Below are 12258 nucleotides of genomic sequence, written 5' to 3' on the forward strand. Positions count from 1 at the left end.
CACCGAAGTCCCACAGCCCAAGCCCCCCGGAAAGGGGCTATGCGTGTGGACCTGTGCGGTCCACTTCGGACCGGCGAGGTGGGGATGCGGATCGCGGTGCTGAGGGAGCGGGCCCCGGGGGAGCGCCGGGTGGCGCTGGTTCCGGACAACGTGGCGAAGCTCAAGAAGGCCGGGCACGAGGTGCGGATCGAGCGGGAGGCGGGCGCGGCGGCCGGCTTCCCCGACTCGGCCTACGCCGCCGCGGGGGCCGTGCTGCTCACGGCCGCCGAGGCCCTGGCGGGCGCCGAGGTGGTGGCGGCGGTCCAGCGCCCCTCGCCCAAGCTGGCCGACCAGCTCCCCGCCGGCGCCCTGCTGGTGGCCCTGCTGCAGCCGGCCGGCTCGCGCCCCCTCTTCGACCAGCTGGCGGCGCGCGGCGTGGACGCCATGGCCATGGAGAAGGTGCCGCGCACCACGCGCGCCCAGGCCATGGACGTGCTTTCCTCGCAGGCGTCCCTGGCCGGCTACAAGGCCGTGCTGCTGGGGGCCGCCACCCTGCCCCGCATCCTGCCGATGATGACCACCGCGGCCGGCACCCTGGCGCCCGCCAAGGCCTTCGTGATCGGGGCCGGCGTGGCCGGGCTGCAGGCGCTGGCCACGGCGCGCCGGCTCGGCGCCATCACCTCGGCCTTCGACGTGCGGCCGGTGGTCAAGGAGCAGGTCCAGTCGCTGGGCGCCACCTTCGTGGAGGTGCCGGCGGTGGCCGCCGAGGGGCAGGGCGGCTACGCCAAGGAGCTGGGCCAGGACGAGCAGGCCCGGGTGCTGGCCGCCATCGCGGCCCACCTGAAGGACATGGACCTGGTCGTCACCACCGCGGCCATCCCCGGCCGGGCGGCGCCCCGGCTGATCACCGCCGAGATGGTGGCCAGCATGCGCCCGGGCTCGGTCATCGTGGACCTGGCCGCCGAGACCGGCGGCAACTGCGAGCTGACCAGGGTCGACGAGACGGTGCTGGCCCACGGGGTGACCATCCTGGGGCCGGCCAACCTGGCCGCCACCATCCCCTTCCACGCCAGCCAGATGTACGGCCGCAACGTCCTCACCCTGCTGACGCACCTCTCCACCAAGGAGGCGGCGCTGCGGGTCGACCCGGCCGACGAGATCGCCGGGGCCATGCTGGTGGTCCACCACGGGAAGGTGAGCGGGACATGAACGCCGACCTGATCCAGATCTACGTCTTCGTGCTGGCCGGCTTCGTCGGCTTCTTCCTCATCACCAAGGTGCCGGCGCTGCTGCACACACCGCTCATGTCGGCCACCAACGCCATCAGCGCCATCTCGCTGGTGGGCTCGCTGGTGCTGGCGGGCGCCACCGACCGGGGCCACCTCTCCACCATCCTGGGCTTCATCGCCGTCACCAGCGCCACCATCAACGTGGTGGGCGGGTTCATCATCACCGACCGCATGCTCAAGATGTTCAAGCGCGGCGACAAGAAGGGGCCCACCACGTGACCGCCCGTCTGGTCTTCATGGAGGCGGCCTACCTCCTCTCCTCGGTCCTCTTCATCCTCGGCCTCAAGAGCCTCACCGTCCCGGACAAGGCCCGCCGCGGCATGCAGCTGGCGGCGCTGGGCATGCTGCTGGCCATCGTCGGCACGCTGGTCCACCGGGACATCGTCTCCTACGGCTGGATCCTGGCCGGGCTGGCCCTGGGCACCCTCATCGGCTACCCCATGGGCGTCTACGTGCCCATGACGGCCATGCCGCAGCGCATCGCCATCAGCCACATGTTCGGGGCCGTGGCCGCCACGCTGGTGGGGGTGGCCGAGTACTCCCACCTGAACGGGATCGGCCAGCTGGGCCGCTGGCAGATGGCGGCGCTGGGCTTCGAGGTGCTCTTCGGCGCCCTCACCATCACCGGCAGCCTGATGGCCTTCGGCAAGCTGCAGGAGCTCCTGCCGGGCCGCCCCATCACCTTCAAGGGCCAGAACGTCCTCTCGGTGGCGCTCATCGGCGCCGGGCTGGGGCTGATGATCTGGCTCGTCGTCGCCCCGTACAACCCGGTGGCCTTCTACGCCATGGTGGTCCTCGGCCTGGTCTTCGGCGTCTCGCTGGTGCTGCCCATCGGCGGCGCCGACATGCCGGTGGTCATCTCGCTGCTCAACAGCTACGCCGGCCTGGCCTCCTCGGCCACCGGCTTCGCCATCGGCAACAACGTGCTGATCATCGCCGGCGCGCTCGACGGGGCCTCCGGCTTCATCCTCTCCATCGTCATGTCGAAGGCCATGAACCGGTCCTTCGGCAACGTGCTGTTCGGCGCCTTCGGCGCGCCGCCGCCGCCCTCGGCCCAGGGGGCCTCCGACCAGACGGTCCGCTCCATCACCGCCGAGGACGCCGCCATGCAGCTGGCCTTCGCCCGGCTGGTCATCGTGGTGCCTGGCTACGGCATGGCGGTGGCCCAGGCGCAGCACCAGGTGCGCGAGATGGCGGCGCTCATCGAGAAGAACGGCGGCACGGTGCTCTACGCCATCCACCCGGTGGCCGGCCGCATGCCCGGCCACATGAACGTGCTGCTGGCCGAGGCCGACATCCCCTACGACCGCCTCAAGGAGATGGAGGAGATCAACGACGAGTTCAAGAACGCCGACGTGGCGCTGGTCATCGGCGCCAACGACGTGGTCAACCCGGCGGCGCGCAGCGACAAGTCCTCGCCCATCTACGGGATGCCCATCCTCGACGTGGACCAGGCCAAGCAGGTCATCGTGCTGAAGCGCTCCATGAGCCCGGGCTTCGCCGGCATCGAGAACCAGCTCTTCTACGCCGAGAACACCGCGCTGCTCTTCGGCGACGCCAAGGCCTCGCTGGCCAAGCTGGTGCACGAGATCAAGCAGGCTTGACCGGCGGGGGCTCCGCCCCCGCCCGGCCAGGAGCATGAGCAAGCGGGGCGACCGCCCGGCCCGGCGCGAGCACCGGGCCGTGTGCAGGCGGTCCAGCGACCTGGCCGCCCCCGCCCGGCCAGGACCAGGAGGCAGAGGGGCGCACGCCCGGCCCAGCGCGAGCACCGGGCGGCGCAGCCGCGGACTCCGGCCGGGACGACCGGCTCCGCCCCGGCCAGGCGGCTCCTGCCACGAGGCCCTTGCCGGGAAACCGCCGGCCGTGCGAGTGTCCGCCCCCTCGCGTCCCTGGCCAGCCACAGCACGGCCCCAGGGGTCGACAACCCGGCGCGCGCCGCCCACCGCGGGCGCCGCCCTTTGCCAAGGAGTGAAGACCATGTCCGACACCAAGGACCTGACCGGCGTCGTCGCGCAGGTGCAGGGGCTCATGAACGGCTATCTCAAGGTGCTCGACGAGAAGCTGGCCCTGGAGGCCGAGCTCACCACCCGCCGCGAGGACATCCGCCGGCTCGAGAAGCTGGTGGCCTCGCAGAACGCCGAGATCGACAAGCTCAAGACCAAGTAGCCGCCGGGCCAGCGGCCGCGCGCCGCCGGTCGGCACCGCGCCCCGCGCGCACCGCAGGCCGCCGTGGGCGGCCCACGGGGCGGCGGGGCGCTCCTCATGGGATCAGCAGCAGCGAGCCGGTGGTGCGCCGGGCCTCCAGCGCCCGGTGCGCCGCGGCCGCCTCGGCCAGCGGCCAGTGCCCGCCCACCGTCACCGCGACGCGCCCGTCGGCCAGGCGCGCGAAGAGCGCGGCCGAGGCCTGCTCCAGGTCGGCGCGCCGCGCCACGTGGTGGAAGACGCTGGGGCGCGCCAGGCAGAGCGAGCCCTTGCGGGCCAGCAGGGCCGTGTCGACCGGCGGCACCGGCCCGGAGGCGTTGCCGTAGCTGACCAGCAGGCCGAAGGGGGCCAGGCAGTCGAGCGAGGCCTCGAAGCTGGCCTGGCCCACCGAGTCGTAGACCACCGGCACGCCGCCGGTGAGGGCCCGCACCCGGGCCGGCACGTCGTCGCGCGGCGTCACCAGGGCGTGGGCCGCCCCCAGCGCCTTCACCACCTCGGCCTTCTCCTCCGAGCCGACCACGGCGATGACCTCGGCCCCGATGGCCCGCAGCCACTGCACCAGCACCTGGCCCACGCCCCCGGCGGCGGCGGTCACCACCACCGGCTCGGCGGCCCGGGCCGGCCGGTAGCGGGTCACCAGCATGTGGGCCGTCAGCCCCTTCACGAAGGCGGCCGCGGCCAGCGCGGCGTCCACCCCGTCGGGCAGCACCACCAGCCGCTCGGCCGGCAGGTTGCGGGCGCGGGCGTAGGCGCCCGGGGGGCTGGTGTAGGCCACCCGGTCGCCGCGCTCGAGCCCCTTCACGCCCGGCCCCACCGCCTCCACCAGGCCGGCCGCCTCCACGCCCAGGCCGCTCGGCAGCGGCAGCGGGTAGAGCCCCGACCGGTGGTAGGTGTCGACGAAGTTCACGCCGATGGCCTGGTGGACGACCTGGACCTCGCCAGGGCCCGGGGCCGGCAGGTCCACGGCCTCGAGGTGCAGCACCTCGGGGCCGCCGGTGGTGGCGAAGCGGATGGCGGTGGTGGTCATGGCCCTAGCCTATCGCAGTGCGGCGTTGATGGCGTCGAGGACCTGGCGCGGCGGGCGGACCAGCTCCGGCGGCAGGGTGGCCAGCGGCGCCGCGGGCAGGCCCAGCCGGTCCACCAGCGTGGGCGCGGCCGGGTCGACGAAGAGCAGGCCGGTCAGCACCTCGCCGGCCGCCTGGGCCCTCATCAGGCGGGCCACCGCGGCCACCTGGTCGCGCGGATCGTAGCCCGCCTCCAGCTTGCGCAGCCGCAGCCGCGAGCCGTCGTGCAGCGTCACCTCGGCGGTGGTGCCCGGGTCGTAGTCCACGGCGATCTCCTCGAAGGCCGCCACGAAGGAGAGCTCCTGCAGCGGCGCGTCGTGCTCCTTCACCCAGGCGAAGCTCTTGGTGGAGCCCTGGTGGTCGTTGAAGGTGACGCAGGGTGAGAGCACGTCGAGGAGCGCCGTGCCGCGGTGGGCCACCGCCCCGTGCAGCAGCGCCGCGAGCTGCTTCCTGTCGCCGGAGAAGCTGCGCCCCACGTAGCTGGCGCCCAGCTGGATGGCCAGGGCGCAGGTGTCGATGGCCGGCAGCTCGGCCGCGGCGCCGCCCTTCAGGATCGAGCCCGGGTCGGCGGTGGCGGAGAGCTGCCCCTTGGTGAGCCCGTACACCCCGTTGTTCTCGATCACGTAGACCATCGGCAGGTTGCGCCGCATCAGGTGGACGAACTGGCCGATGCCGATGGAGGCGGTGTCGCCGTCGCCCGAGACCCCCACCCCGTGCAGGGTGCGGTTGGCCAGCAGCGCCCCGGTGGCCACCGAGGGCATGCGGCCGTGCACGGCGTTGAAGGCGTGCGACCGGCCCATGAAGTAGGCCGGGGTCTTGGAGGAGCAGCCGATGCCGGAGAACTTGGCCACCTGCTCGGGCGGGATGCCCAGGTCGAAGTAGGCCTCCAGGATCCGCTCCGAGATGGCGTTGTGGCCGCAGCCGGCGCACAGGGTGGTCTTGCCGCCCTTGTACTCGGCCACCGGGAGGCCGAGGCGGTTCAGCCGGGGCGCGGCGGGGGACGGCGAGGCGGGGGCGTGATCGGCCATGTCAGGCCTCCTCGTGGGACAGGATGGCGTCGGTGACCGAGCGGGCGTCGAGCGGCAGGCCGTCGCTGCGCGGCAGCGGCCGCAGCCTCCCGGCCAGGTCGGCGTCGAGGTCCAGCCTGAGCAGGCTGGCCAGCTGGCCGTCGCGGTTCTGCTCCACCAGGTAGGTCCGCTGGTGGGCCGCCACGAAGTCGCGCACCGCCGCGGCGAAGGGCCAGGCCCTCACCCGCAGGTAGTCCACCGCCAGGCCGCGCTCGGCCGCCAGCTGGGCCCGGCTCTCCCGCACCGCCGGGTCGGAGGACCCGTAGGCGATGACCCCCACCGCCGCGCCCTGGCCGCTCTGGACCGGCGCGGGCAGCAGGGCGCGGGCCCCGTCCAGCTTGCGGGCCAGCCGCAGCAGGTTGCGCTCGTACACGTCCGCCTTCTCGCTGTAGGCGGCCGCCTCGTCGTGGCCGGTGCCGCGGGTGAAGTAGGCGGCCCGCGGGTGGTCGGTGCCCGGCAGGGTGCGCCAGCCGATGCCGTCGCCGTCCACGTCGCGGTAGCGGGCGAAGCCGCCCAGCCGCTGCAGGTCGGCCTGCGAGAGCACCTTGCCCCGGTCCATGGGCCGGTCCGGGTAGGTGAAGGGGTCGGCCATCCACTGGTTCATGCCCAGGTCGAGGTCGGAGAGCACGAAGACCGGCGTCTGCAGCCGCTCCGCCACGTCGAAGGCCTGGTGGCCGAAGGTGAAGCACTCCTCCACCGAGCCGGGCAGCAGCAGCGGGTGCTGCGTGTCACCGTGGGAGAGCAGCGCGGTGGAGAGCACGTCGCCCTGCTGGGTGCGGGTGGGCAGGCCGGTGGAGGGCCCGACCCGCTGCACGTCCCAGACCACCGCCGGGATCTCCGCGTAGTAGCCCAGGCCGGCGAACTCGCTCATCAGCGAGACGCCCGGGCCGCTGGTGGCGGTCATGGCGCGGGCCCCGGCCCAGCCGGCGCCCAGCACCATGCCCATGGCGGCCAGCTCGTCCTCGGCCTGCACCACCGCCCAGGTGGGCGAGCCGTCGGGGGCGCGCCGGTGGGCCTCCAGGCTCTCGATGAGCGTCTCCGCCAGCGAGGAGGAGGGGGTGATGGGGTACCAGGCCAGCACCGTCACGCCACCGAAGACCGCGCCGTGGGCCGCCGCGGCGTTGCCGTCGGTGATGATCTTGCCGCGGGTGGCGTCCAGCCGGCGCGCCCCGAAGCCCAGCGGCCGGGCCAGGCCGGCGGCGTGGTCGAAGCCGGCCCGCGCCGCCGCCAGGTTGAGCGCCACGGCCTTCTCCTTGCCCTGGAAGACCCGGCCGATGGCCGCCTCCACCTCGGCCGGCTCCAGCCCGAGGAGCCGGGCCAGGGTGCCCACGTAGACCATGTTGCGCAGCAGCTTGCGCAGCCGCGCCTCGCCGGTCACCGGCGCCACCAGCTCGTCGAAGGGCACCGGGTACCAGGCCAGGTCGGCCCGCCCGGCCTGCAGCCCCAGGGGCGCGTCGAAGACCACCGGCGTGCCGGGGCGCAGCGCGGCCACGTCCTCCTGGGCCGTCTCGGGGTTCATCGCCACCAGGAGGTCGAGCTCCTTCTTGCGCGCCACCCAGCCGTCCTTGGAGGCGCGGATGGTGTACCAGGTGGGCAGCCCGGCGATGTTGGAGGGGAACAGGTTCTTCCCGGACACCGGGATGCCCATCTGGAAGAGGGTGCGCAGGAGCACGGTGTTGGAGCTCTGCGAGCCCGAGCCGTTGGCGGTGGCCACCTGCAGCGAGAAGTCGTTCACGGCGGGTGCCGCTGTGGCCATCGGGGTCGGTCTCCTGGGCGCGAGGGGCCATCCCCCGGGCCGCGGGGAGATAACGCTTCCGCCCCTGGACGGCCTCCCCCTGGTGGCGCCCGGAGGGGGCCCGGGTGGGGCGGTCGGGGGCAGGGGCGCGACCGCCCCTCCCGGAGACACGCCGGCCGGCCGCCCGCGGCACGCGGGTCCGGCCGGCCGGGAGCGGCCCGCGCGGGCGGGCGGCCGAGGTGGGGACCAGGCTCAGGCCAGGACGAAGATCAGGTCGTCCTTCTCGACCTTGTCGCCCTCCTTGAACTTCACCTCGGCGATGGTGCAGTCCGCCTTGGCCTTGATGTTGGTCTCCATCTTCATGGCCTCGGTCACCATCAGCACCGCCCCGGCCTTCACCACGTCGCCCGGCTTGGTGGTCACCTTGAGCACCTTGCCCGGCATGGGCGCGCCCAGGTGGGCGGCGTTGCCCCGGTCGGCCTTGATCCGCACCGCCCCGCCGGAGAGCGCCGACTGGTCGCGCACCGTCACGGCGCGACCCTCGCCGTTCAGCTCGAAGAAGAGCTCGCGGGTGCCGTCCGGCTGCAGCTTGCCCACCGTCACCAGCCGCACGATGAGGGTCTTGCCCGGCTCGATCTCGACGGTGGTCTCCTGGCCCGGCTCCAGGCCGTAGAAGAAGATGGGGGTGGGCACCATCGAGGTGTCGGAGTAGTCGTCGCGGTGGCGCACCAGGTCCGGGTAGACGTTGGGGTAGAGCAGCCAGGAGGCCAGCGCCTGGTCGTCCACCGGCTTGCCGGTCTTCTCGGAGGCCTTCCTCCGCTCCGCCTCCAGGTCGGCCGGCTCCAGCAGCTCGCCGGGCCGGTGGGTGATGGGCTCGGCGCCGCGCAGGATGATCTCCTGCAGCCGCTTGGGGAAGCCGCCGTAGGGCTGCCCCAGCATGCCCTTGGCCAGCCCCACCACCGACTCCGGGAAGGCCAGGTCGACGCCGCGCTCGGTGAACAGGTCCTCCGGCTCCAGGCCGCTCTTCACCAGGAAGATGGCCATGTCGCCCACCACCTTGGAGGAGGGCGTCACCTTGATGAGGTCGCCGAAGAGCAGGTTGACCTTGCGGTACATGTCCTTGCACTCCTCCCACTTGTCGAGGAGGCCCAGGCCGGCCACCTGCGGCTTGTAGTTGGAGTACTGCCCGCCCGGGATCTCGTGGCGATAGACCTCGGCGGTGCCGCTCTTCAGGCCCGACTCGAAGGGCGCGTAGTGCTCGCGCACCGTCTCCCAGTAGTTGGCCAGCTGCTGCAGCCCGGCCTGGTCGAGCTTGGGATCCCACCGGCTGCCGGCCAGGACCGCCGCCATCGAGTTCAGGTTGACCTGGGAGGTCAGGCCGGAGAGCGACGAGAGGGCCGCGTCCATCACGTCCACGCCGGCCTTGGCCGCCTCCAGCAGGGTGGCCGAGGCCACCCCGGAGGTGTCGTGGGTGTGCAGGTGGATGGGGATGCCCACCTCCTGCTTGAGCGCCTTGATGAGCTGCTCGGCCGCGAAGGGCTTGAGCAGGCCGGCCATGTCCTTGACGCCCAGGAAGTGGGCGCCCATGCGCTCCAGCTCCTTGGCCAGCTTGACGTAGTAGTCGAGCGGGTACTTGGTCCGGGTGGGGTCGGAGATGTCGCCGGTGTAGCAGATGGCGGCCTCCAGCACCTTGCCCTCCTTGCGCACCGCCTCGCAGGCCACCGTCATGCCCTTGGTCCAGTTGAGGGCGTCGAAGACCCGGAAGACGTCCACCCCGCCGCGGGCCGCCTCGTGCACGAACTTCTCCACCACGTTGTCCGGGTAGTTGGTGTACCCGACCGCGTTGGAGCCGCGCAGCAGCATCTGGAAGAGCACGTTGGGGATGGCCCGGCGCAGCGCGGCCAGGCGCGCCCAGGGGTCCTCCTTGAGGAAGCGCATGGCCACGTCGAAGGTGGCCCCGCCCCAGCACTCCAGGCTGAAGAGCCCGGCGCCCAGGCGGGCGGTGGCGGGGGCGATGCGGACCAGGTCGTGGGTGCGCACCCGGGTGGCCAGCAGCGACTGGTGGGCGTCGCGCATGGTGGTGTCGGTGAAGAGCACCCCCTGGTGGGCCAGCGCCCACTTGGCCAGCCCCTCCGGGCCCCGCTCGTCGAGCAGCTGCTTGGTGCCGGGCGGCGGCGGCCGGGTCAGGTCCACCACCGGGATGCGCGGCTCGTGGAACTCGGCGGGCTTCTGCGCCTTGATCACGCCGGGCGAGCCGTTGACCGTCACCTCGGCCAGGTAGGCCAGCAGCTTGGTGCCGCGGTCCTTCTTCTGCGGGGCCCGCAGCAGGTCGGGGTGGGCCTCGATGAAGGAGGTGTCGCACTGCCCGCCCAGGAAGATCGAGTGGCGCATCACGTTCTCGAGGAACGGGATGTTGGTCTTGACCCCGCGGATGCGGAACTCGGCCAGGCAGCGGTCCATCACCTTGGCGGCCTGGTCGAAGCGCAGGCCCCAGCACGAGACCTTCACCAGCAGCGAGTCGTAGTGCGGCGTGATCACCGCGCCGCCGAAGGCCGAGCCGGCGTCCAGCCGCACCCCGGCGCCGCCCGGCGAGCGGTAGACCTTGAGCGTCCCGTAGTCGGGGGCGAAGCCGTTCTGCGGGTCCTCGGTGGTGATGCGGCACTGGATGGCGTAGCCGCGCATCTGCACGTCGGCCTGGCTGGCGATGGCGATCTCCGGGTCGGAGAGCTTCTTGCCCTGGGCCACCAGGATCTGCGCCTGCACCAGGTTCCGCCCGGTGATCATCTCGGTGACGGTGTGCTCCACCTGGATGCGCGGGTTGACCTCGATGAAGTAGTGCTTCCCCTCCTGGTCGAGGAGGAACTCCCAGGTGCCGGCGTTGCGGTAGCCGACGCTGCGGGCGATCTTGAGGGCGTCGCCGCAGATGGCCTCGCGCTGGGCCGCGCTGATGGCCAGCGAGGGGGCGAACTCCACCACCTTCTGGTGGCGCCGCTGGATCGAGCAGTCGCGCTCGAAGAGGTGCACCAGGTTGCCGTGCTGGTCCCCCAGCACCTGCACCTCGATGTGCTTGGGCCGCTCGATGTAGCGCTCCAGGAAGACGGCCGGGTTGCCGAAGGAGGCCTTGGCCTCGCTGCGGGCGCTGGTGAGCCCCTCCAGCAGCTCCTTCTGGTTGCGCGCCACCCGCATGCCGCGGCCGCCGCCGCCGCCGGCCGCCTTGACGATGATGGGGTAGCCGGCCTGGCGGGCGAAGAGCAGCGCCTCCTCGTCGTGCAGCACCGGCTCGGCGGTGCCCGGCACCACCTGGACCCCGGCGGCCGTGGCCGCCTTGCGGCCGGCCACCTTGTCGCCCAGCTGGCGCTGCATCTCGGCGGTGGGGCCGATGAAGACGATGCCGTTGCGCTCGCAGGCGTCGGCGAAGTCGGCGTTCTCGGAGAGGAAGCCGTAGCCGGGGTGGATGGCGTCCACCTCCAGCCGCCTGGCCAGGGCCACGATCTCGTCGATGCCCAGGTAGGCGTCGATGGGCGCCTTGCCCTTTCCCACCTGGTAGGCCTCGTCCGCCTTGTAGCGGTGCAGCGAGAGGCGGTCCTCGGCCGAGTAGATGGCCACCGTCTGGATGCCGAGCTCGTTGCAGGCGCGGAAGATCCGGATGGCGATCTCGCCGCGGTTGGCGGCCATGACCCTGCGGAAGGGGATCGACATGACGACTCCTGGTGAAGACCCGGGGGCGGGGCGGGGGGTGGGGAGAGCACCCACAGGAGAGCACGACGGAACGCGTCAAGTCGACCCCCTGGGGCGCCCCGCCGCGGCGGCCGGCGCCGATCCGGGAGCGGGCCACCTCCCCCCGGCCGCGCTCAGCGCGACAGGTCGACGCCCCGCTCGGTGAGCCAGCGCCCCAGCGCCACGTCGGCCCCGCCGATGTGGCGCTCCAGCCAGTCGGCCAGCCAGTTGTGGACCGTCAGGGCCATCAGCGGCGTGGGCCCCTGGCGCTGGTACTCCCGGACCAGCTCCCGGAAGTCGTCGCGGAAGCGCCGGTGGGCGTCGCGGTGGGTCTCCAGCCCGGGGTACTCGGCCGTGACCATCCAGCGCTCCTCGCACTCGAAGTGCGAGACGACGTAGTCCGCCAGGTAGCGCAGCATCGGCTCCACCTCGCCGCGGTCGCCGCCGCGCAGCGCCAGGATGAGCCGCTGGGAGCGCCGGAACAGCTCCTGGTGCTGGTCGTCGATGGCCTCGACGCCGACCCGCAGCGCGGTGGTCCACTCGAGCGTCACGCCCGTCCCCGTCCCTGGGTCTGGCCGGCCCCCACCGTCGGGGTCGGCGCGCACGTGCTCGGCATCGGCCCTCCCGGCGCGCCCCGCGCCCCTCTCGTCGATGAGACCACCGCTCCGCCCCGCCGGGCAAGCCCCCGGCGGTCCCGGTCAGGCCTTCCGCTGGCCCAGGAAGGCCGCCAGCTTCTGGTCGGTGCCGGCGATGTGCGCCTTGAGCCAGTCGCCGCACCAGTTCTGCACCTTGATGGTGACCGCCGCGCTGCCGCCGCCGGCCGCGCCCAGGGCGGCCTTGAGCGCGGTGTAGTCCGCCACGAACCGCTCGTGGGCCGCCTTGTGGGCGGCGTACTCCGGGTAGGCGTGCTCCACCATGAGCCGCTCCTCCGCGCCGAAGTGCTCCACCACGTAGGCGCCGAGGAACTCGAAGAGCCGGCCGATCTCGGCCTTGTCCCCCTTCATCATGGCGGTGAGCAGCTGCTCCAGCCGGCGGAAGAGCTCCTGGTGCTGGGTGTCGATGGTGGCGTGGCCGACGGCCAGCGCGGGAGTCCACTTGATCATGGGCCGGCGTCTCCGGTGCCCGGGGGGCTGCAGGCACGATCTCCCGGAACCTCGACGCCGGTAAAGCCCCATTTGCGCGGCGTCGTGCCGCGCCGCGGCGCC

General features: G+C 72.9%; 10 protein-coding genes. 4 read left to right on the forward strand and 6 right to left on the reverse strand.

Annotated features, from left to right (window positions below; genetic code table 11):
* Positions 1–84: 84 nt before the first annotated feature.
* From IPO09_21705 to IPO09_21720, 4 genes are all read left to right on the forward strand, one after another.
* Positions 85–1188 carry a Re/Si-specific NAD(P)(+) transhydrogenase subunit alpha gene (locus IPO09_21705; protein MBK9519886.1) on the forward strand — a complete coding sequence of 368 codons (1104 nt, stop codon included), beginning with the start codon at positions 85–87 and terminating at the stop codon, positions 1186–1188.
* On the forward strand, positions 1185–1487 hold the full coding sequence (locus IPO09_21710; GenBank protein MBK9519887.1) for an NAD(P) transhydrogenase subunit alpha: 303 nt from the start codon (positions 1185–1187) through the stop codon (positions 1485–1487). The genes IPO09_21705 and IPO09_21710 overlap by 4 nt, the downstream gene beginning before the upstream one ends.
* Complete coding sequence (locus tag IPO09_21715) at positions 1484–2872, forward strand: NAD(P)(+) transhydrogenase (Re/Si-specific) subunit beta (GenBank protein MBK9519888.1); 1389 nt, start codon at positions 1484–1486, stop codon at positions 2870–2872. Before IPO09_21710 ends, IPO09_21715 begins: the two co-directional genes overlap by 4 nt.
* A gap of 373 nt (positions 2873–3245) precedes the next feature.
* Positions 3246–3434, forward strand: a complete 189-nt coding sequence (locus tag IPO09_21720; GenBank protein ID MBK9519889.1) for a hypothetical protein — start codon at positions 3246–3248, stop codon at positions 3432–3434.
* Positions 3435–3528: 94 nt separating this feature from the next.
* Here IPO09_21720 and IPO09_21725 read toward each other — a convergent pair whose 3' ends face one another.
* The 6 genes from IPO09_21725 to IPO09_21750 all read right to left on the reverse strand — a co-directional run bounded on the left by IPO09_21725 (position 3529) and on the right by IPO09_21750 (position 12156).
* Complete coding sequence (locus IPO09_21725) at positions 3529–4497, reverse strand: quinone oxidoreductase (protein ID MBK9519890.1); 969 nt, start codon at positions 4495–4497, stop codon at positions 3529–3531.
* A gap of 9 nt (positions 4498–4506) precedes the next feature.
* Entirely contained in the window at positions 4507–5562 is a 1056-nt protein-coding gene (locus IPO09_21730; GenBank protein ID MBK9519891.1) for a 2-oxoacid:ferredoxin oxidoreductase subunit beta, read from the reverse strand.
* Position 5563: 1 nt separating this feature from the next.
* Positions 5564–7357 carry a 2-oxoacid:acceptor oxidoreductase subunit alpha gene (locus tag IPO09_21735; protein MBK9519892.1) on the reverse strand — a complete coding sequence of 598 codons (1794 nt, stop codon included), beginning with the start codon at positions 7355–7357 and terminating at the stop codon, positions 5564–5566.
* Positions 7358–7588: 231 nt separating this feature from the next.
* A complete protein-coding gene (locus IPO09_21740) occupies positions 7589–11035 on the reverse strand; it encodes a pyruvate carboxylase (protein ID MBK9519893.1) in 3447 nt (1148 codons plus the stop codon).
* A gap of 152 nt (positions 11036–11187) precedes the next feature.
* Positions 11188–11604, reverse strand: a complete 417-nt coding sequence (locus tag IPO09_21745; GenBank protein ID MBK9519894.1) for a hemerythrin family protein — start codon at positions 11602–11604, stop codon at positions 11188–11190.
* Positions 11605–11751: 147 nt separating this feature from the next.
* On the reverse strand, positions 11752–12156 hold the full coding sequence (locus IPO09_21750; GenBank protein MBK9519895.1) for a hemerythrin family protein: 405 nt from the start codon (positions 12154–12156) through the stop codon (positions 11752–11754).
* Positions 12157–12258: the final 102 nt, after the last annotated feature.

This window comes from Anaeromyxobacter sp., assembly GCA_016718565.1.
Classification (GTDB): domain Bacteria; phylum Myxococcota; class Myxococcia; order Myxococcales; family Anaeromyxobacteraceae; genus JADKCZ01.